Raw genomic sequence first — 22,280 nt, 5'->3', positions numbered from 1 at the left:
CAAAAAACACTTTTAAAACGGATTATACGAAATCCCAAATCTAAAATAGCCTTGCGGATCTTCCTTTTGATCGTATACATACTTAGACGTTCGCTCGCCTTTTTCTGTTACACGCACACTTACAACATTATTAATACCACCTTTAATTATTCCGATAATTTTTGGTGAAAATCGATATTCATACGTAATCCCGGACTTCAATTCGAGTTGATTCAATTCATAAATTCCTTTCAATTTTGAATTGTTTAGATTTAAGTAAAAACTTTCCGTATTTAATTCAGTTCCCAAGGAAATCCTTCCGTTTTCTAACAATTCTCTTCTAAATAATAAACGTTGTGGAAGAATAAAATCGATATCCCACTTTGAGTTTTCGAACTTATGATTATAAGTCAAAAGTGGTGTAATTGGAATAATCGACGAAGGATCTAACATGGCCAAAACTCCAACTGTGAGCGTTGTATTAGCGGTTCTTTTCAGGACAATATTGGCGGTTGCAAAACCTTTTACACGCTGAAAACTATCCTGATTACCGTCAACCGTTGCAGTAGCATTGTAAATAATAGGTTTATGAAAAAGCGTCGAAACATAAGTTGCGCTTAAAGCCGCAGCAAAAAAATGGATTTCTTCTTTTTCTCGAGTATACGTTGTTGCTGAATTGTAATTATAAATATCTCCAAATTCATAAGTTTCATATTTATAACGAAGCGAACTTGTCAGAACAAACCGTTTAGATTTTGAAGAAAAAAAAGGCACATTAATGGCTGCTTTAAATCTATTATGACTTTCAATTCTTCCTCTTTCAAACCGATCTCCAAAAAGCTTTGAATCAAAATTGGTGGGACCCAATTGTTCATATTGCACATCTAAAATTCGAGTGGTCGGAAATTTATCAGTTACAACTTTTGCAACCGTTTTTATTGGAGTTTCTTTTTCCTGAGCAACCGTTCGCATAGCTGCAAATACAAATAAAACACAAATGATGTTTGTTTTCATAAGCCAATAAATTTTTAGAATTTGTTTTTGAAAAGAGGTTTAAATCTCGAGGCAAATGTAAACGTGAAGCCTTGATTATAAAAGCTTAATTATATAAATGGCGTATTATTTATACCAATGGCGTTTGTATAATTTTGTCACAGAAAAAAGCTAAAACTATACTATTTCGCTAATTTTGCCGTTATGACGATTCTCAAAATATATCAGAACTTTTTTCTTCGAAATCTCATCGTAAATGCATTGATAATTGCGGTCATTTTTGCCTGTGTTTATGATGAAATCAAATTAGACGGCCATAATTTGTCTTATATGATTAGTAAAATAGCCGTTGGTTATTTTCCGTGTATTATCTGGGTTACTATTTTTAATCTTTTCATCATTAAACCTTTCTTGTTTAAAAAAAAGATTAAAACATTCTTCACGCTCTTTGCGCTTTATTGGACTGCTTTTTACTTTTTTATGAATTGGTTTTTCCCTTTAGTTGGCTTGGGAAACTTCAAGACGTTACAAATATTATCGCTTATTATTAACGGAACATTTTTTTATTTTATTCATATCATGATCATGAAAAAAGTTTCGCAAACAGATAAGGATATTATGAATTATAAGTCCGAACTTTCTTTTTTAAAACAGCAGCTCAATCCTCATTTTTTGCTAAATGCAATGAATAATTTATATGGAGAATCTCTAACTGAGCCTGAAAAATTGCCAGACAGAATTTTGAATCTTTCAGATATGCTTCGTTATCAAATTGAAGCCACTAAAAAAGATTATGTTCTGGTTGCCGAAGAAATTAATTTTGTCAAAAAATATATTGAATATTACACGTTCCGAAACGAGAGATTAAATGTGACTCAAAACTATACAGGCGATTTTAACAACATCAATATTCCGCCTTTATTCTTTTTACCTTTGGTAGAAAATGCCGTTAAGTTTTCTGGTGAAACTGCGGAGCCATTTATTCTTTTGGACTTAAAAGTAAAATCACGACATTTATCTTTTACCCTGAAAAATAATTATTTAGAATCAGGTTCCAGACTTTCGGGAACAGGAATTGGAATTGAAAATCTAAAGAGACGACTCGAAGTCTACGGTTTGAAACATGAATTGAGCTGCAATAAAGAAAAAAATGCTTTTAGCGTAAAATTGAATATATGGGACTTACCTATCGTTGCCTGATCATTGACGACGAAACGCCTGCACACAAGGCGCTGGCTTCGCATATTGCAAAATGTGACGATCTGGAATATTCCGGAAGCGCTTTTAGTGGTATGGAAGCGGTAAAAATGCTCAACGAAAACAAATATGATATTATCTTTCTGGATATTAATATGCCTGTAATTTCCGGTATTGAATTAATGGAATTACAACCAAATCGCCCCATAACTATTGTTACCACAGCTTATTCTGACTTTGCACTTTCGGCGTACCAAAATGATGCAATTGATTATTTACTTAAACCTATTTCATTCGAAAAATTTTCTAAGGCGATAGAAAAAGCCAGAACCTTTTATTCCGGAAAAATTCTTAAAAAAGAAAATACCGCTAGCGAAAGATCTCTTTCATACCGTAGTAATGGTCAAATAATTGATACACTTTTGAGTGATATTTTTTATATCGAAAGCTTGGGTAATTACATGAAATTATATAGCAAAAAATTAAAATCTCCTCAAATTATCTACGGTTCTCTCTCCAGTATTTCTGATGAGATCAACAGCACCAACTTTATTCAGGTACACCGTTCTTATATTGTAAACGCCAACGAAATTGCTTCGAAAACTTTCAAAACACTTACACTTTCCAATGGAGAAATTATTCCTGTAGGAAGGAAATATCAGATTTTATTAGACAGCTTTTTTAGGTAATTTTTTTAAATCTAATAAAAATCTTCTTAAGCGATATTTTCAAGTCCACCCGGAAATGGTCTGTAAGCGTAATAATGTAAAACCTCCTCGATTGCTTTTTTTAATGCTTCGTTTATAGGAAGTAAAGTCATTCCCATTTTGAAATCAATTTGTGCGAGCTTCATATAATAATCCGTAAAAATGGGTACATATTGTCCCGTATTAATTGCCTCTTCACTTTTATCAAAGTTTTGCTGTTGCTCTTCTTTAATTATCGAGCAGGTTGCCAATCTTAGTTTTCCATATTTGTCTGTGTTTGCGGCATAACCAAAAAGACGGCATATCAATCCGCGATAACGATAATTACTGCAAGCTCCTTTATGATGTTCTAATACGGAAAGTGGTCGATATAAAAGACAGTTTTTACTAATAGAATTGTTTAATTCTTCTAAAGTTTCTTCGGCTTTGCCATTTAAAAACAAATGAAACGCCCAAGGCAAAAATTCTAATGGAGAAGCGTCTATGTTTGGTTTAGAACAACATTTGCCACAACCTGCGTTACAATACAAATGAGTTTCAGATTTAAATGCAGTAATTTCAATTTCAAGGCGCTCAAACAATTCCTCAACCAGCCGAACTTTCTGTTCTATTGCCATCTTTTTTTGGTAAGGTAGACTAATAGAAATTGCTCCTCCTAAAACCTTGATTTTATTGTGAATAGTTTATGCATTTATTCTTCAAAGTATTCATCGTTACGACTATAAAAATGCTTGCTCGACTTCTCAAAAAAACTATCCAAAAGCTTCAAAATAAAAGTTATTACTTTCTAAAAGCTTGTAATTCATATTAACCATAAATCTTTTCTTCAAAAAAAACCGTTATAGAAACAATTTTTCCTACATAAATAATTATATTCGCAAAGCCACTAATCGTTTAAAATAATTGTGAAAATGACCATTTTTAAGTTCCTATTTAGAAAATCAGATTTAGAATGTCCCAGATGTTTAGGAAAAACTTTCGTTGATTGGGATGATATAAAACGTTTAGACAGAGAACTAAAATGGACACCTGCGCCTTGTGCATATTGCCTTGGCACGGGAAGAGTTTCTAAAGATATACTGTCAAATGTTCCTGTGGACTATACCTATCTTACTATAGATTTGCCGGAATCAGAAATGGACAAAATAAAAGAAGGCAACGAAGAAACACTCGAAAAAGGAAGACAACGTGATCTTTTTTTAGACAATCTGATAAAATATGCCGAACATCATTACTCTAATAATAAGATGGATGCGATAAGTATTGCCGATTTATATCTAAAAACCGAAGATGAAAGTGCTTTGTTTTCGCTGGAAAGAAAAAATCTAATACAATTTATTGAAAAAGTAATCGAACTTAAAAAAAACAACCTGAATTAATTTAAGCAATACTCTTTTATTTAATTTATCAGTTCTTCGCTACAAAAACTACTTCAGTGCCCTAATAATATTTGGAATTGCTTCAAAAACACGTATAAATACGCATTGTCAGAACTTTATTAAGTGGTAAAATTGCGCTAAATAATTTTACTTTTAAAATATGGTTTTCCTTTAAGGAAGATTATAAAAATGCTGTCATTTTTTTTGGAACAATTAAAGTGAGATTTCTAATCGAAGCCATCGATTAAAAGTCTCACTTTTTTTTTATCATAAAAGAATACAACGCAAATAAGTTGTGAAGAGTTTATCTTAAAATTCCGAAAGAGAAAAAAGACTCTGAAAAACTTTGTATATCTATACTTTCGAACTTTTAAAATAAGTAATTGCGCCAGTTGACCACAAGGTTAAGAATATCAAAACGGGCTGAAAAAATAAGCGTATCAATCGCGATAAATCTGTGTCGAGTCCCAGAGCGCTTGTGCCGTTTAAATACTGAGCAATATTTCCAGGGAAAACCAGCACGTAAAATATAGCGAGAAAAATACCAACTTTTACTTTATATCGCGTTAAAAATATAAGAGTTAGGCCAAGCACTAATTCTACAATTCCGGAAAGTATTACAACGAGATCTTTATCAACCGGAACCCAGTTAGGAACTTGCGCCTGAAAATCATTTCTCTGAAAAGTAAAGTGACCCATTGCTGCCGTAATCATAAAAATTCCCAATAGTATTCTAACGAATTTTTGCGTGTTTGTAGTTTCTATATTTTCCATTTCTGATAATGATTTACTATTTAAAGAAAAATCTTTCATTCAAATTTAAGATAATTAACAATAGAACTTTTCTATAGTTTTTATATAATGATTATGTAATACCCATATAATTAAGCTTAAAAAAAACCTTGTATCTTTGAACCTTAGTACCACAGAACCTACAAAATATGACACGAGAACATTATATTCCCTTCAACAAGGAATTCTTACTCGAACAACAAATAAACACTTTCGCCGAAGATCAAGAAAAAGTTGATGATTTTAAAAAACTGTTTGATATAATCGAGCATTATTTTCATTATGAAGCTTTTAATTTAAACCGAAATCTTAAGCAAAACTATGCTTTGTTTGATCCGGATTTGAGCTTAAAAGAGCGAAAAGGTTTTATAGGCAAAAGTGATTTTTCGGTTTTTAAGGAAACATTACTTACGGTTTTAGAACAGGGAAATTATATTCGTATTGATCAGGAAACTTTAGATAAAGCATTTCAGGATTCTGATTTGATTGGTTTAAAACTTTCTATCGATTTTAATGCTTTTCAGGATTATGAATTATACGTTCGCGGACATCATAAATCGAAAGAAAAAGTGAAGAAATATTTCTTTTGGAAGAAAGAAATTGAAATCGAATATTACGATCGTGTCATGATTTATCTGCATTATAATGACACTCATTTTTTAAAGCAAAACAAAGTCAAATTAGGAAAAATGCCTATCGAACCAGGATCTGTAGTTTTAAAAATCTTTAAGCGCGTTCCTAAAAATGATATTGAAACTATTTTTCCAAATGCAATTCCAAGAATGTCAACCACAGATAAATTACTGCTGTGGATTCCGGGGATTTTTGGTGGAATTTCGCTATTAAGTACAAAAGTAATTCCGGCTTTAATTAGTATGTATGATGCTTATGAGACAGGTGAAGCCATTGATTTATTAAACAGTAAAACGTCGCTGAATCAAGGTTTAATTGCATTGGGAATTTTGTCGCTTTATTTATTTCGTCAATACAACAACTTTGTAAATAAGAAAATTAAATATTCTAAAATACTTTCCGACAGTCTTTACTTTAAGAATCTCGGAAACAATAGTGGTGCTTTTTATTCTCTTTTAAACTCTTCTGAAGAAGAAGTTCTTAAGGAAACTATTTTGGCTTATACCTTTTTATACAAAAGCAACAAACCGCTTACTTCAGAAGAATTGGATTCACAAATTGAATCCTGGTTTGAAACAAAGCTAAAAACTAATCTTGATTTTAATGTAAAAAATGCGCTAGAAAAGTTAAAGAACATTGGACTTGGTATAGAAACCAATGAAAAATGGGAGGTTCTGCCGCTTGATCAGGCGTTAATTAAAATTGACGAATTATGGGATGGTGTTTTTAACTATAATCAACAACCTACTATTTAATTTATTGAATGATCAGAATAAATCAAACTAACTAAAACTCTCAACACTTTTTGTCAACATAAAAGAAATTTTATTAGATTTACGTATACCTAAATCAAAACAAATGAGAACATTAGAACAATGGTTTGAAGAATATGCAGTAAGTCATCAAAATCCAAAAAACAAGGCGATTCATTACGTTTGTGTACCTGCAATCTTTTTTTCGATAGTTGGTTTATTAATGAGTATTCCAAGTGGTTTTATTGCTAATACTTTAAAACTAAATGCTCCAATTATTGAAAACTGGGCTGTTGTTGTTCTTCTTTTTGTTCTTGTTTTTTATATTCGATTATCAGTTTCTATGGCTATTAAAATTGCCATTTTCTCTGCAATTTGTCTGGTTGTAAATTATTACATCGGACAGGTATTTCCGTTATGGATTTTTTCGATTGGAGTTTTTGTTATCGCCTGGATCGGACAATTCTACGGACATAACATTGAAGGCAAAAAACCTTCTTTCTTAAAAGATCTTCAATTTTTAATGATCGGTCCGGCTTGGGTAGTAGAAAATTTGTTTTCCAGAAAATAAGCTCATCATGAAAGCAGAAAAAACAAGCAGAACAGCGCAATATATGGCTTTGTTTCGCGCCTTAGAAACAAAACGCGACGTAAATGATCGCTTATTTTCAGATCCTTACGCAATAGATTTTCTTGATTCTAAACTAAGATTTGCTACTCGCCTTTCTAAATTTGGTCCTGTAAAAAATTACATTCAAAATACGATTCAAAAAAAAATTCCCGGTGCTTTTTCTTCCGGAATTGCCAGAACTAAATATATTGATGATTTACTGCAAAATGCAATTCAAAACGGCATAAAACAAGTTCTGATTTTAGGTGCCGGATTTGATACCAGACCGCTTCGTCTTGATTTTCTAAAATCGATTCCTGTTATAGAAATTGATCATCCCAACACTTCAAATTTTAAAACACAAATATATAAAAACAGTCTTGGTCAGCTTCCAGAAAATGTTCAGTTTCTTCAAATCGATTTCAACCAACAAAATCTGGATCAACTGGCGGTTCAGAACAATATCAATTTCAGCCTTCCAACCGCAGTAATTTGGGAAGGCGTTACCAATTACTTATCTGCAGATGCTGTTAAAAGCACTTTTGAATTTATTTCAAAATTTGCCAAAAACTCTATTGTCATTTTTACTTACATACATAAAGAAATTCTCGAAAATCCGAAATCATTTTTAGGTGGCGAAAAATTATTAAAGGATCTTAATAAGCTGGAAGAACAATGGACATTTGGTTTCTTGCCTAATGAATTATCTGATTATTTAAATCAATTTGACATCAAACTAATAGAAGATTTAGGAGCTAATGAATATCGGGAAAGATTTCTTCCTAATCGATCTGAAAAAGGTTATGAATTTTACAGAACTGCTTTTGGAATAAAACAATAGTACTATCTTTTTTTAACATAAAACAACTATAACTTTATCACTATTAAACAAATAGATAAAGGAAATGAAGATAAATAACACAGAAATCGAAATCGAGCGCGATGATATTTTTACTTACAGAAGAATTAGGCGCGCAATTGGTTATTTAGGAATTAGCATGCCGATACTTTTGGTTGGCTTGTCTTTTATTTCTTTTTTCAAAACACAACTTCAACCTTCTATAAGTCATTATTATTTCACGAATCTCAGGGAAATTTTTACTGGAACTCTGTGTGCAGTAGGTTTATTTTTGATTTGTTACAAAGGCACAAGCAATGCTTCGATCTGGAAAAACGATAATTTGCTAACTAATATTGCTGGAATTATGGCTATTGGTGTAGCACTAGTTCCAATGAATCCGGATGATTTTGCGGTTAAAATTTACACTCTGATTTCCTATCCTGAAAAATGGCTCGGATGGCTTCATTATAGTTTTGCAGCTTTGCTTTTTCTAATCATGGCTTTATTGTCAATTAACATTTTTACGATTGGTCAGAAAAACGAAATGAGAGATCCGAAAAGTATTCTCAATGAAAATAATATTTACAGGTTTTGCGGTTATTCGATACTTGTTTTTGTGGTTATGGTTCCTGTTTCTGAAACTTTAAAATTGTTTACTTATTCAACTTTAATTTTTGAGTCCCTTGCTCTTTTTTCTTTCGGAATTGCATGGCTGATAAAAGGACGCGCTCTTGGTGACAAAGGCATAATTGGTAAAAAATTATATCAGGAAAATAATTCTGTTGATACTCAAAAAATTTTTGAAGAATAAATAGTTTTGCTGAAGTCTGCTTTTTAATGGTATATTTTTTGGACGAAAAAAAACAAATTAACTATTTAATCTACAAATAATTACCATCTTTAAAAATCTATTTATTATGAAAGTAACGTATTATGGGCATTCTTGTTTTTCTGTATTTGCCAATGGAAAACATATTCTTTTTGACCCTTTTATTACTGCAAACGAATTGGCAAAAGATGTTGATGTTGATGCTATAAAAGCTGATTATATTTTGGTTTCACATGCGCATTATGATCACATTTTAGATGTTGAAAGGATCGCAAAAAATACCGGAGCTAAAGTTCTCGGGAATTTTGAAATCTATAACTGGCTACTTAAAAACGGAATAGAAAACGCACATCCTATTAATCCCGGAGGTAAATTTGACTTTGATTTTGGAACTGTAAAATGTGTAATTGCCCAACATCCGAGTAGCTTTATGGATGGTTCTTATGGCGGAATTGCCTGCGGTTTTGTACTAACCACTGTCGATGGAAATTTTTATTATAGCGGAGATACTGCTTTGACGCTCGATATGCAGCTTATCACAAAATTCACTAAACTTGATTTTGCCGTTCTCCCAATTGGGGATGGATTAACTATGGGAATTGAGGAAGCTATTGAAGCTTCAAAACTTGTAGAAGTTGATAAAATCTTAGGTGTCCATTATGATACTTTTGGTTTTATTGTCATGGATCATGAAAAGGCTTTGAACGCTTTTACAAAAGAAAATTTAAAACTGTTTTTACCCAAAATTGGTGAAACAATCGAATTGTAATTTTCTATATTTCGCTAAAAACATATTTGCTTTAACGAAATAAAACAGAAAGCAGAAAAGACAAATCAACTCATTATATGTAAAATCATGGATTCGTAAATATTTTTAACGAAGGCATTAAAATTGTTTGTCTGAATTTATCATGAACCTAAAATTCAGAACAATGAAAACATTTACGTTCTCATTTATTTTTTGATGCTAATTTTAAATTTATCCATTATGAATGCACAATCGATTAATGCCTTAAATTCGAAAACAGAATTTGCAGATGTTTCAGGGCGAAAAATTGCTTACCGTTCTATCGGTAAAGGAGATCCAATTGTTTTGGTAAACCGTTTTAGAGGAACTCTTGATACTTGGGATCCATTATTTTTAGATCAGCTTGCGGAAAAATACAAAGTGATTACTTTTGATTATTCTGGAATTGGTTATTCTACTGGAACTTTAGCAACAGATCTAAAAGATGTTGCCAAAGATGTTAAAGATCTAGCCGATTTTCTTAAAATAAAAAAAACAATCGTTATTGGTTGGTCTTACGGCGGATTAGTAGCACAAGTTGCTACTTTGCAATTTTCTGATCTAATTACTCAAACTGTGTTATTAGGAACCGGACCTCCGGGTGAAAGAGTTGTTCCGCTTGAGCAAGCTTTTCTGGATGCTGCATTAAAACCTATAAATGATTTTAATGATGAAATTGTACTTTTCTTTGAACCTACTTCTGACGAAAGTAAAAAACAGGCTAAAGCATCACATGACCGAATTGCGCAGCGATTAGATGTTTCTAAAATTCCTTCGACAATGGATGTTTTCCAACTTTATTTTCAAGGAAGTGCTGGTCTAACTGAAGATAAAGAGAACTTCAAAGGTAAACTAGAAAGTACCAAAACTCCAATTCTAATTATTTCCGGAGATCATGATATTAGTTTTGCAGTTGAAAATTGGTATCCATTGACCCGAAAACTCTCTACAGCACAACTTATCGTACTTCCTGAAACGGGTCATGCTCCACAACATCAACATGTAACTTTAATAGTAAATTATATTGATAATTTTCTTCAAAATAAATAAGACTTCTTATGAAAACTGATACCTTAGCCCAGACAGCAGCGGCATCCTTTAATGGTGGGGTTCACCATTAAAGATATAGTGAATGGCTGGAAAAAGCTCCTGAATAAAAAAATGGAACAAAAAAGATGTACTCTTCTTTGTTCCATTTTGTTTTTCTGTTAAGTACACATTAAATTACAAGATCAAATAATCATTCCTTTTTGTAATAAAATTAGTTCTATATTAGTACTTTTTGATTATAAATATTAAGAAATGATATTAAAGATATTTTTGGAGAGTGCTGTGCCTGTTTTACTTCTTTTACCTCTAATTTTTATTTTTGCAAAGGATAAAAATCAAATTAAAACCATTGTACTTTTTGTATTAATCTTTATTTGTTATCAGATAGTTTTAAAAATTCCATTAGAATATAAAGCATTTCAGATCATAAATGGAAAAAGAAACTGGACAGGAAAACTATTTGGAATTTCTTTTGGCTTATTGACCTATTTAATATTGTATGAAAAACTAAAGCCTTTTAATTTCCTACGTTTCAAACAAGATAAAAAGGCTTTGCTAAAAACAATTTTAGTCTCATCAATATTGATTTGTACTGCTTTTTTCTCTTACTTCGACACTCGTACAGATTTTAATATTGAGATTCTTGCTTTTCAACTGACAATGCCCGGGATTGATGAAGAAATTATGTTTAGAGGAATTCTTTTAGCACTTTTATTAACCTGTTTACAAGACAAAATTAGAATTAAAGAAAAGACTTTTGGCAATCCAAGCGTCTTAATCATAGGTATATTATTTGGTCTTGTACATGGATTTAGTGTAGCAGATGGCCTTGAATTGAGGTTTGAATTTTATCCATTTATATGGACGTCTGTCTCTGGTTATGTTTTGAGCTGGATAACTGTGGAGAGCAAAAGTATTTTACTTCCAATAGTGTCACACAACATGATTAATTTTATACAGACTTTAATGAAAATGATAAAATAAAAAAAGCAAAGGAATACATTACATATTCCTTTGCTTTTTTATTTATTGTACTTTTTTCGGTTACAATTTGTAATTCAACCCAATTTCAAAAGTATTGTTTGCATAAGCCCCTAAACTACCAAAGTATTTAGAGTAAGCCAGAAAAACACCTAAATCATCAAGCGAAATTCCGAATGCTGTAGATACTGTTTTATTGGTATGATAAAATGCTGATAAGTTCATCTTATAATCTGGAAAATTAAATCTTCCACCCATATCTAAAATATCTTTATGTCCTTTAATACCTCTATAAGCAACCAATGGCTCAATGTTTAAGTTTTCATCCTCATTTGACAATAAAAACTTGTAACTCACGGCCGAATAAAAGGTAGAACGGTCTGCATAGTTTTTAATGCCATTATCATTTTCATAAAAAAGATTATGAAGTTTTGGTAATGATGCTTGAACTGTTAGCAATCTGGTAGTATAAGCAATACCCAGATCTCCGTCAAAAATTGCACCTTCGTTATAATTCTGTAATGCAATATCATCCATACTTCCTACTACTTTGCTATAATCTATAGAAGAAAATTTTGCACCTGCAGATAATCCAAAATGTATTTTTTGATCAACTCCTATTGGTAGGTGATAAGCATAGGTTGCCATTATTCTCGTTCTATTGATTAAACCAGCTCTGTCACTATTAACATTTAATCCTAATCCAGTTCTGTTTCCAGAATTGTATTCGAATGTCGCATTCATCAATATTGGATTCCCTGGAACTTCATCCCATTGCCTTTGATAACCAATATTGAATTTCATTCCTTGCTCTAACCCTGCCATTGCAGGGTTGTTAATATATTGATTTTGAAAATACATGGATTCGTATTCTGTTAACTGCGCATGTGCGGAGTTTGTTCCTAATATAATCAGGAACATAATTACCTGTATATAGATTGCTCTCATTGATTTTATTTTCATTGTATTCATTTCTGTGTGGTTATCCTCTAACCATTTTACTATTTTTTATTATTTTGTTATTAATTATTGTCTCTAATAATTGTAATGAATCCTTTAATTTTTGGTGATCCATTTCCTAGATCAATTAAATAGTAATAAGTATCCTCGTTAAGCGGAGATCCTTTATAAGTACCATCCCACTCATTGTTGTAATTATTTTTAGAATAAACCAATCTTGCTGCTCTATCAAAAACTTTAACTGAGTTGTTTGGATATTGATCAAGACCCGGAACTATCCAATTATCATTTTTACCATCTCCGTTTGGAGTAATAATATTTGTAGGTACAATTGGTTGTAGTACTGCATCTGCTCTATTCACAATTACAATATATGTATCTGTAGTTCCGTCAGGAGCTGTAACAACAATTGTAACTTCATTGTCTCCAACCTTTAAATCTATTGGAGCTGTTGGATCAATAACTTTTCCATCTACTGTCATTACAACCGTTGCATCTGGATCAATCGTTTTTGGAGTAATTACAATTGAATTCGTTTCATTTGGCACATCCACTTCGTAACCTTTTGTGTCTGTATTAAAAGGTTTATCTAAAGAACCATCACTGACAACAATATCCGATAAACCTGCATTATCAGGAGCTGGAGCTGCTTCTCTTGTTACAACTACTGTGTAAGTAGTAATTGTACCATCTTGAGCTGTAACTACAGTTGTAATTATATTCTCTCCAACTTCTAATGGAAGATTTGCTGAAGTAGTTCCATTAGGAACTGGTTTTCCATTTATAGTTATTGTTGCTGTAGGATCTGCTGTAATTGGTGTAACAGTTATTCCTGCAACATCATTAGGTACTGTAGCTGTATAAGCTGTAGTTCCTTCTGTAAAAGCTGGACTTAAAGTTCCTTTACTAATTACTAAATCTGTTAAACCTGAATCATTAGATAACGGAGCTGCTTCTCTAGTTACAATTACTGTATAAGTAGTAATTGTACCGTCCTGAGCTGTAACTACTGTCGTGATTGGATTATCTCCAACTTTTAATGGAAGATTTTCTGAAGCCGTTCCACTTGAAACTGGTTTTCCATTAACAGTTATAGTTGCTGTAGGATCAGCTGTAATTGGTGTAACAGTTATTCCTGTAACATCATTTGGTACTGTATCGGTATAAGCTGTAGTTCCTTCTGCAAAAGCTGGACTTAAAGTTCCTTTGCTAATCGCTAAATCTGTCAAACCTGAATCATTAGATAATGGAGCTGCTTCTCTAGTTACTATTACTGTATAAGTAGTAATTGTACCGTCCTGAGCTGTAACTACTGTTGTAATTGTATTCTCACCAACTTTTAACGGAAGATTTTCTGAAGCTGTTCCACTTGGAACTGGTTTTCCGTTTACAGTTATAGTTGCTGTAGGATCAGCTACAATTGGTGTAACAGTTATTCCTGTAACATCATTTGGTACTATATCGGTATAAGCCATAGTTCCTTCTGCAAATGCTGGACTTAAAGTTCCTTTGCTAATCGCTAAATCTGTTAAACCTGAATCATTAGATAACGGCGCTGCTTCTCTAGTTACAACTACTGTATATGTTTCTTGTGTGACTCCATCTTCAGCTGTAACAACTATTGTTATTTCGTTATCGCCAACTTTTAAATCAAATGGAGCATTAGGATCAATAACTTTTCCGTCAATTTTCATCTCAACCGTTGCATTTGAATCAACTGGTGTTGGATTGATTACATATGAATTGATTTCATTTGGAACCTCTACTTTATAACCTTTTGTATCTGTATCAAATGGCTTATCTAAAGAACTATTACTAATAACAATATCAGATAAATCTGCATTGCTAGATTTTGTCACAGTTAAAATTCCTTTTTCAAAAGCAATAGTATAGTTTGAAGAAGTTGCACCACTTACTATGATATCATATTCTCCTACTGGACTTTCTTTCTTTGCATTAGTTTCAACTGTAACTGGTGTACTCAAACTTACCACATTATCTCCATTAACAAACCCAGTATATGCTACTGTTAATTCTGGATTCGCAATACCATGTTCTCTTTTCTTATCATCTGCTTTAATAATTAATTTTGCAGGAGTAATAGTTAAGAATCCATTTGGCTTACCATAACTAATTTCATAGTTTGGTGAAACTGCACCGCTAACGGTGATTTCATATTTCCCTACAGAACTTGTTTTATCTGCTTCAGTAGCAATTATAGATTTTGTAGTTAATTTTGTTTCATTATCTCCATTAACAAAACCAACATAAGTTACTGTAAAATCAGGATTTAATGATCCGTAAACTTTGCTAACATCATTTGTTGTGATAGTTAATTTTGCAGGAGTAATAGTCAAGAAACCATTTGGCTTACCATAACTAATCTCATAGTTTGGCGAAACTGCACCACTAGCAGTGATTTCGTATTTCCCTACTGGACTAGTTGTATCTGCTACAGTAGCAATTGTAGGCTTTGTAGTTAATTTCGTTTCATTATCTCCATTGACAAAACCAACATATGTTGCTGTAAAATCAGGATTTAACGATCCGTAAACTTTATTAACATCATTTGTTGTAATAGTTAATTTTGCAGTAGTAACAGTTAAGAATCCATTTGGCGTACCATAACTAATTTCATAGTTTGGTGAAACTGCACCACTAGCAGTAATTTCGTATTTTCCTACTGGACTTTTTGTATCGGCTGAAGTAGCAATTGTAGGCTTTGTAGTTAATTTCGTTTCATTATCTCCATTGACAAAACCAACATAAGTTGCTGTAAAATCAGGATTTAATGATCCGTAAACTTTACTAGCATCATTTGTTGTTATAGTTAAGGCTACTGGTTTAATAACTAATGATCCATTTGTTGGCTCATATTTAAACTTATAATTTAATGCTTCCGCTCCACTAGCAGTTATTGGATAAGGACTTCCTAGTACTGGACTTCCTTCAACTGCTGTAGTTGTAATCGTAGGTAATTTGGTTAAAATATCTAAAGTATCTCCATTTACGAATCCAGTATAACTTACTGTTAAAGCTGGATTTAATGATCCATAAAATTTTTCCTTATTATCTGCTTTAATAGTCAATTCTGCTTTATCAACAGTGCTTAATGCTATTGGTACATTTATAGTTGTTGTACCATTACTACTTAAAGTTACATTTCCAGAAGAATAAGTTCCTGCTGCAGTTGTTGCTTTCAATCTAATATAAACTGTTTTAGATGCAATTGCACCAGATGTTCCAAGCGTAACTGTATTACTAAAATTAGTTCCGTCTATACTTACTTCAAATTCTGAAGTAGGTGTAACTAGAATTCCACCAATCATTGCAATACCAGCTATATCAAAGCTCTTTGATGCTGATGGTGTGCCATAAGTAGTAGTAAATCCTTGTAAGTTATTTGTACTTATTACTATTGTTGGTCCAACATTGATGATACCATTATTAGTAGATACAAAGTATGTATTATTTTTATTAGCAGCATTTGAAAGCGAACTTCCCCATGATCCACTGGATGCATCTCCGCCTCCTAATTTTATATATTTAGCACTATGTACCAAATTTGTCGTAAGATCTGCAATTACTCCTAATGCAATAGAAATAGTTTCATTTATGGTGGTTTTTGCACCAAAAGTTTTTATTCCCGATCCTGATAATGTAAGATTATTATAAGTTAGTGATCCTGTTCCTAAATTTTGAATTCCTCCATTAAAATCTACTGTACCTGTTCCAGCGATAAAATTACCTCCTGTACCAATTACATTTCCAGAAAATTTCAAAATACTTGAACCTCCATCTAATATCCCCTGAGTTCTTGTCCAGTTTGTAAAAGCATGAGTTCTACCCACTCCAAGATTAAGTGTTCCCTGACCATTAATTATTAATTCTTTTGATGTTATGTCTTCTGTAAAAATAGCCACTCCGCCAGTTTTATTCATAACCACACCTTTTGCAGCAGTAAAACTATCTATACTTTGATTTCTACTTCCCGCTAAATAAACATATCCATCAGTTCTCAATGCCCCTCTGTTATTCATAAGATCTCCTTCAAGATAAACATCTCCATTAGTAACTAATGTGGCTTCTTCATCTATTACAAGTGGTACACCTTCACCAAGCATCTTTGCTAAACCATCATTTATAGTAACTACACTTGCTCCAGGATCAAGAGTAGGATTTGAAATTTCAATTCCTCCTGTTGCAATAAAAGGATTAACCCATTCAGGACCAACTGTCAAAGCAGATGTGCTATTATACAACAAAGAAGCATTAACACCATAAGTTGGTGCGGCAGAAGCTTTTGCTGAACCTCCCATAGTAAAAGTACCATTTACAATTACTCCTGAAGCAATTGTTCTGGTTCCGCTACCGGAAATTGTCAGGTCATTATAACTATACGTACCAACATCGCGTGTGCCCGAACCACTATAGTTTACAGTTCCTTTATCATTCGCATTTAATATCCCTCCAGTCATTGTTCCTCCAACAAATAAGGTTCCGTCATCAGAAAAAGTTACATTATTTTGAAGAGGATTCATTGTAACATTTCCTGTTACGACTCTACCGGTATTAATGTTTAAACTACAAATACTGGTGCTTCCACCGCTACTATTCATAATTATTGAAGTAGGAGAAAAAGTTCCAGTAGTACTAGTTTTTACCGTAAGAACAACAGTAGTACCCGGAGCAGAATTTGACAATGTTAGAGTTGCACAAGCAGCTCCTGTAATAGATATAACTGGCTGATTAGCTGAATTTGTTATTAATACATTCTCAGTAGATGTAGGCTTCCCAACAGGGCTCCAATTTGAATCCGTATCCCATGCAGTACTCGTGGCCCCTGTCCAGGTTTTTTGCCCGTATCCTATATTGAATAAAAGAAAGGCTAATACAATAAGTAAATATTTGTTCATTTTTATTTTATTTCTATTCATTTTTATTTTTAAATTTTCATCACTTTTTTCTAATTTTTTACCTCATAATTTTTAATTTTAATTCATTTTGTTCATTCTTTTTAACTTCATAGACTAATACAATTATTTAAAACAATCGCACAAAATTCACAGAGCATTTAATTTTAAAACTCTCAAAAAAATGCTTTAAGTATGTTGGGTTTTACATCAAAAAACAAAACATTAAACATAATCTCTTGATTATAAAATTATTGTGACTATACGTTCACAAGCCAACTAAACAGAAGAGCTCACACTATTCTAACATTCAAATATTGGATTAATCAAGATCTGTTTTGACCTTCAAAAGTTTTTAAATTGACACATAAAGACTTTTTACAAGAAAAATATTATTTATTAAAAAATATAAACAAGTATAATCTTAAAATAAGAACAAAAAATTTCTATTTAATACTTCAAAGTGATGTATTGAACTAATAGGGTGAAATAAAGACGAATCTAAAACGGAATATAAGAGACAGCAACAACAAACTTTCAGTTTGAATGATTACCATAAAGAAGATGAATTAAAACCCAGAAAAAAGAATCTGTAATACTTCAGATATTCAGAAAAGAAAACAAAAAAAGGCAAAATACATAAATAATGCATTTTACCTTTTTTTGTGACCTTGACGGTACAGAATTCGAACCTTTTAATCGACGATTTGAAGATTTTAAATAATGTTTAATTTTATGATTCGAAGGCACCTAAATTTATACCTACCAGTACCAAAAGCATTCAACGAATTAAAAGTTCTTTTGCTTATTTATAAGTTTATTATTATATATTTGATAATAAATAAGCCCTGACCTTTGTCAGACATATCTACCCAATTTTGTGGTAATAAGTCTGATGTTTCAGTAGTATATACTAGTTAGCATCAATTAAACCAGCACTCACAACAGACAAAAATGAAGGACTCTATTTTGTTACTGGCGACAAAGCAATGTTACAAGCATCAAGTATAGCTGGACACGGTGTGAAGGTTCTAAAACTAAACGACTACTTAACGACAATCGGACATCCGTGAACAAATTGACTACTGCTAACAGCCGTTGGCGGTAATAATAAAAGACATAACTATGAACTTTTCCTGTGAAGAAATATATGCAATGTATGGTCAATATGACGCATTTGTAACTTTAGAATTTCATTACAATACTGAAGCATTTAATCTATTCGGAAATAGATTAATGGGAGTTTTCATTTATACTATAGAAGAAAGAAAACAACTTGAAGAAATTTTGCAAAAAGATCTAATTCCAAGAACGGATACAAAAATTAAATTCAGTCCTTCCTCACTTGAAAAGTTAACAGCTGAAAACCTTGAAATTCTAGACCGATATGGAATACAGGTAAGCAACATTAATACTGTTTCTTCATTTAATAGACCTCGAAAAAATAGATTTGTAGAAAAAGGAACTAAAGAAATTCCAAATCAAATCACACTTCAAGCACCACAATTTAGTGGTTGGCAGGAGTTAAATAGAGTAAGATTTGGATTTTTAAATTCATTGTACAAATCTGGACAAACATTTACACCATACCAAGAAATTGAATATTGGGGCTTAAGGACCCATTTATCACTAGGATTAGATTTAGAAGATTATTCTCAATTGAAAAATAGAGATGAGGAATTTGTTAAAAAAGTTAGATTAGTTGAACTTGAAAGTAAATATCAAGAACTTAGTATTGATGAAGAACAATTACCAGAGTTTGCAAAATTAGTTATGGAAAAAATGTCTTTTAAAAGACGCGTTATCGATAATGAAATTCAAATGTCCGGAGAAAACATTCAAGGTGTAATTAAAAACTTTAAAGAAGAAATAGAAGAGTTAAAAAAATGTTGTTTTCCTTTTCAGGAAGATATCATTGGTTTTGGAAAAAAGCCTATATACTTGACATTTGAAAGGTTTGTCCATATTTATGCAAGGCACGTGACGGAAACACAAATTGGAGAAAGATTTTCAGGCGATAAAACAGTTTTTCAGTATAAACTAGATGATATAAAGTACTTGATAAAAATGGTTGTAGAAACTGTTAATGATGAAATCCAAGACCATTTCAAAGAAAATGCAGACCAACCTTTTAGACGCCTAGGTAAAAGAGCTGTTTATATTGATGGGCATTATTATAGGTTGGTAATTGAACCTAATGGAAGTATTCTTGATTTTCATCCATACAACAGAAACGAGGAATAAAATTACTACCGCCAATAGCTAGAGTTTCATTGTTGGCTTTTCAAGCCCAACGAAACTCTAGATATTAGGCGACGTTTTTATTTGATGAATACATTTTTTCGATGATATTCTAAATATTTTTTTGATTCTTCATATACAGTAATTTTCATTTCTTGTTTTAAACTTAAAATTTCAGGATTTGTTAGTTCTTCAGATATTGTAATTTTTCCATTATTTTTGAAAGTTATATATCCCAAATCAAATAATTTATCAAAGGTTGGAAGCAACAATAGACCATTGAACTTATCAATACGTTCTTTATCATTCGAAAATTTCCAAGGTTTAATATGAGATGCTATCAATATGTTTGTAGTGTTATATTCTGTTAAGCAACATTTACCATATAACTTTATTAAATCATTTCTGAAAATTCCTTGACCAATTCTACTAAGAATTATATTCTCTTTTTCCGTTTGACTTAGTGATAATGAATTTATTTTATATACTTCCCTCTCTTCATTTACTAAATTTCTATTTCCCGAATTGTAATTTTCAATTTCGTTTTTATTTATTCTTGAAGGATTCCTTTCTTCATTTAATAATTTTGAAAGAATAGTGAAATTCTCAATTCCTTGGGGGGTAATTTCCCATTTATTTCTACTTAAATTAGACAGATATCCATCTTTTACCAAATGACTTCTCACAAACGCTAATTCGTTTCTCCATTTTTCTTCATTTCTTGTAGCTAAAATTTCAAAATCACTTTCGTTAAGTTGAATGATATCATTTTCAAGAAGATAGTTTAATACTTCATTTTTTGTTGAACTATAATTTAATTTTTCAAGAGCGAAAAGTATAAGAAATCTATTTTGTTGTTCTTTGGTCATTGCTTTTTATAATATGTCGTCTAACTAGTATATACTACTGCTAAAATAAGACTTATTACCCCAAAATTGGGTAAATATGTCTGACAAAGGTCAGGGTTTATCAAATGTGATTATTGCACTGGCATCTTAAGACTTGTTATTTGCCGTTATCAGCATTTTTAATTTTCTGTGTTTCTAAAATCTTTAAGTATAGCTCTGTTCTAAGTAATTCTTTTTTCAAACTATCGGTTTCTTTTAGAAGATTTAAATTTTTCTCAACTAATTTTTCTTTTTCTTTAATGATCTTATCGTTATCTAAACAAAAAGAAAAACCAAAAAATACACAGAAAATTAGAATTAAAGGGCCATAAAAAAACCAAAATCTCTTTTTTGAATTTAACTTTGTAGTAAATCCTAAAAGCGAAATATTAAAGCTACTTTGCTTTGTTATTGCATTACTAAGCCCAATTTCTGGAATAATTTTGTACCATTTATCTTCAATAAATGTAGCTTGAATTACTGCTCCTAATAAAAATTTATGATACCAGTATCTATCCATGAAACAAAAACAAAACATTATTAAAGCACCTAAAAAACTAAACACTGTAATACCGTTAACTTCTTTTCCGGTAATGTAGAAAACAATATTTTCTTTCACGATATAGCCTAATGTTGCAATTATAAATGTAAACGCTGTTAATGAAAGATTTCTAATTCTTAGAGCAATGTCATTAAAATGCTGTTGAACTTTTACAGTTTCACTCCAAATCGAAATAACATTTGGTATTAAATCTTTATTTAGTTTCTTTTGATAAGAAGAAAAAGAAACATGATTTAGTAATTCAGAGAAAGAATGTTCAAGTATAATATCGGGGATTATTTCATCATTTTTATGTTTTTCATGAAATTCTAACTCTCGTCTTACATCTTCAGGAGTCCAATGAGTGACTTCTTTTAGAAACTCATACCTTTCATTGCTTATTTCGCTTCCATACTTTGCATAAACACTTGTTACACCTGCGTCTATTGCCATTCGAATATCACGATCAATTTTATCTCCAATATATACCGCATTTTCCTTTAATACTTGGAAGTCTCTTAGTATAATCCCCAATATCTCACTATCTGGTTTTCTTATAGTTTTTGATAAATATCTTATTTCTGTTTTTATAGGTTCCCAATGATTCTCACTATAGATTTGTTGAACACTTTGGGGTACTCCAGTGTCCAGCGGAGTATATATACAATCAAAAATTCCGTCCAAATCTAAGGTCTTTATTCTGTATTTCGTAAAAAAAGCATTAGATTCAGTGAATCCAATTATAAGAACACCCTGAGACTTTAGTTTCAATAAAGTTTCTAATACTCCTCCATAAAGCTTTAGGTTGGATTTTTTATTACTATTGTATTTATGAAGAATGCTTTTCCCTGTTAGTGTTTTTTTTGTAATACTATTTTTGTTTTCCTGACTTAATGATGAGAGTTCTTCAAAGGCAAATGAAACCTCGGTAGTGTTATATTTCTGATGTAATTTTTTAAAATCAGATTTTAGTACGTCTTCATTAATATTAAAGGAATCTTTAATATCATTAAAATACGGACTAAAAGAATTATACCACATTCCCAACCAATCCCACATTGTATCATCTAAATCGGTTACAATACAATTTTTGATGTTTGTTTCAATCATATTAATTTAATTTAAAACTAAATTAATCTATTTTTATATTCATTTTTAGATTTTAAATTAAAATGTCAAATGCCTATTAAAATTAAAAAACGACAGTT

General features: G+C 31.5%; 18 protein-coding genes. 11 read left to right on the top strand and 7 right to left on the bottom strand.

From position 1 onward, the window contains the following. Nucleotides 1-12: 12 nt before the first annotated feature. The gene (locus tag WN975_RS24045; RefSeq protein ID WP_337968681.1) at nucleotides 13-993 is read right to left on the bottom strand and encodes a DUF6268 family outer membrane beta-barrel protein; all 981 of its coding nucleotides are present in this window, start codon (nucleotides 991-993) and stop codon (nucleotides 13-15) included. 309 nt (nucleotides 994-1,302) lie between these two features. Between WN975_RS24045 and WN975_RS24040 the strand changes: the two genes are divergently transcribed. Further along, the gene (locus WN975_RS24040) at nucleotides 1,303-2,172 is read left to right on the top strand and encodes a histidine kinase (RefSeq protein ID WP_337968680.1); all 870 of its coding nucleotides are present in this window, start codon (nucleotides 1,303-1,305) and stop codon (nucleotides 2,170-2,172) included. Beyond that, on the top strand, nucleotides 2,148-2,858 hold the full coding sequence (locus WN975_RS24035) for a response regulator transcription factor (protein WP_337968679.1): 711 nt from the start codon (nucleotides 2,148-2,150) through the stop codon (nucleotides 2,856-2,858). The genes WN975_RS24040 and WN975_RS24035 overlap by 25 nt, the downstream gene beginning before the upstream one ends. Nucleotides 2,859-2,884: 26 nt before the next feature. Here the strand turns inward: WN975_RS24035 and WN975_RS24030 are convergent, their stop codons facing one another. Beyond that, complete coding sequence (locus WN975_RS24030) at nucleotides 2,885-3,493, bottom strand: YkgJ family cysteine cluster protein (RefSeq protein WP_337968678.1); 609 nt, start codon at nucleotides 3,491-3,493, stop codon at nucleotides 2,885-2,887. A gap of 294 nt (nucleotides 3,494-3,787) precedes the next feature. On the opposite strand from WN975_RS24030, the gene WN975_RS24025 reads away from it, so the two are divergent. Further along, nucleotides 3,788-4,255: a hypothetical protein gene (locus WN975_RS24025; protein ID WP_337968677.1), complete on the top strand. Its 468-nt coding sequence runs from the start codon at nucleotides 3,788-3,790 to the stop codon at nucleotides 4,253-4,255. Between the two features lie 354 nt (nucleotides 4,256-4,609). Here the strand turns inward: WN975_RS24025 and WN975_RS24020 are convergent, their stop codons facing one another. Then, the gene (locus WN975_RS24020) at nucleotides 4,610-5,068 is read right to left on the bottom strand and encodes a hypothetical protein (RefSeq protein WP_337968676.1); all 459 of its coding nucleotides are present in this window, start codon (nucleotides 5,066-5,068) and stop codon (nucleotides 4,610-4,612) included. Between the two features lie 128 nt (nucleotides 5,069-5,196). Here WN975_RS24020 and WN975_RS24015 point away from each other — a divergent pair, with 128 nt between their 5' ends. The 7 genes from WN975_RS24015 (at nucleotide 5,197) to WN975_RS23985 (ending at nucleotide 11,533) form a co-directional block, all read left to right on the top strand. Further along, complete coding sequence (locus tag WN975_RS24015) at nucleotides 5,197-6,435, top strand: TMEM143 family protein (RefSeq protein ID WP_337968675.1); 1,239 nt, start codon at nucleotides 5,197-5,199, stop codon at nucleotides 6,433-6,435. A 103-nt stretch (nucleotides 6,436-6,538) separates the two neighbouring features. Further along, nucleotides 6,539-7,003 (top strand): DUF962 domain-containing protein, encoded by a 465-nt coding sequence (locus tag WN975_RS24010; protein WP_337968674.1) that lies wholly within the window; start codon nucleotides 6,539-6,541, stop codon nucleotides 7,001-7,003. A 7-nt stretch (nucleotides 7,004-7,010) separates the two neighbouring features. Then, complete coding sequence (locus WN975_RS24005) at nucleotides 7,011-7,883, top strand: SAM-dependent methyltransferase (protein ID WP_337968673.1); 873 nt, start codon at nucleotides 7,011-7,013, stop codon at nucleotides 7,881-7,883. 64 nt (nucleotides 7,884-7,947) lie between these two features. Beyond that, a complete protein-coding gene (locus WN975_RS24000) occupies nucleotides 7,948-8,694 on the top strand; it encodes a hypothetical protein (RefSeq protein WP_337968672.1) in 747 nt (248 codons plus the stop codon). A gap of 106 nt (nucleotides 8,695-8,800) precedes the next feature. Further along, a complete protein-coding gene (locus tag WN975_RS23995; protein ID WP_337968671.1) occupies nucleotides 8,801-9,481 on the top strand; it encodes a metal-dependent hydrolase in 681 nt (226 codons plus the stop codon). A 219-nt stretch (nucleotides 9,482-9,700) separates the two neighbouring features. Then, the gene (locus tag WN975_RS23990) at nucleotides 9,701-10,549 is read left to right on the top strand and encodes an alpha/beta hydrolase (protein WP_337968670.1); all 849 of its coding nucleotides are present in this window, start codon (nucleotides 9,701-9,703) and stop codon (nucleotides 10,547-10,549) included. 252 nt (nucleotides 10,550-10,801) lie between these two features. Continuing rightward, entirely contained in the window at nucleotides 10,802-11,533 is a 732-nt protein-coding gene (locus WN975_RS23985) for a CPBP family intramembrane metalloprotease (RefSeq protein ID WP_337968669.1), read from the top strand. 60 nt (nucleotides 11,534-11,593) lie between these two features. Here the strand turns inward: WN975_RS23985 and WN975_RS23980 are convergent, their stop codons facing one another. Further along, nucleotides 11,594-12,493 (bottom strand): PorP/SprF family type IX secretion system membrane protein, encoded by a 900-nt coding sequence (locus tag WN975_RS23980; RefSeq protein ID WP_337968668.1) that lies wholly within the window; start codon nucleotides 12,491-12,493, stop codon nucleotides 11,594-11,596. Between the two features lie 59 nt (nucleotides 12,494-12,552). Next, complete coding sequence (locus tag WN975_RS23975) at nucleotides 12,553-17,406, bottom strand: MBG domain-containing protein (protein WP_337968667.1); 4,854 nt, start codon at nucleotides 17,404-17,406, stop codon at nucleotides 12,553-12,555. A 1,122-nt stretch (nucleotides 17,407-18,528) separates the two neighbouring features. Between WN975_RS23975 and WN975_RS23970 the strand changes: the two genes are divergently transcribed. After that, nucleotides 18,529-19,647 (top strand): hypothetical protein, encoded by a 1,119-nt coding sequence (locus WN975_RS23970; protein WP_337968666.1) that lies wholly within the window; start codon nucleotides 18,529-18,531, stop codon nucleotides 19,645-19,647. Between the two features lie 77 nt (nucleotides 19,648-19,724). Here WN975_RS23970 and WN975_RS23965 read toward each other — a convergent pair whose 3' ends face one another. Both WN975_RS23965 and WN975_RS23960 read right to left on the bottom strand, forming a co-directional pair. Continuing rightward, a complete protein-coding gene (locus WN975_RS23965) occupies nucleotides 19,725-20,513 on the bottom strand; it encodes a winged helix-turn-helix domain-containing protein (protein WP_337968665.1) in 789 nt (262 codons plus the stop codon). A 136-nt stretch (nucleotides 20,514-20,649) separates the two neighbouring features. Beyond that, nucleotides 20,650-22,182 carry an HAD hydrolase-like protein gene (locus tag WN975_RS23960; protein ID WP_337968664.1) on the bottom strand — a complete coding sequence of 511 codons (1,533 nt, stop codon included), beginning with the start codon at nucleotides 22,180-22,182 and terminating at the stop codon, nucleotides 20,650-20,652. Between the last annotated feature and the right edge of the window lie 98 nt (nucleotides 22,183-22,280).

This window comes from uncultured Flavobacterium sp. (assembly GCF_951805225.1).
GTDB lineage: Bacteria > Bacteroidota > Bacteroidia > Flavobacteriales > Flavobacteriaceae > Flavobacterium.
Note: the sequence above shows the minus strand (reverse complement) of the source record. Positions and strands in the feature narration are given on the sequence as shown.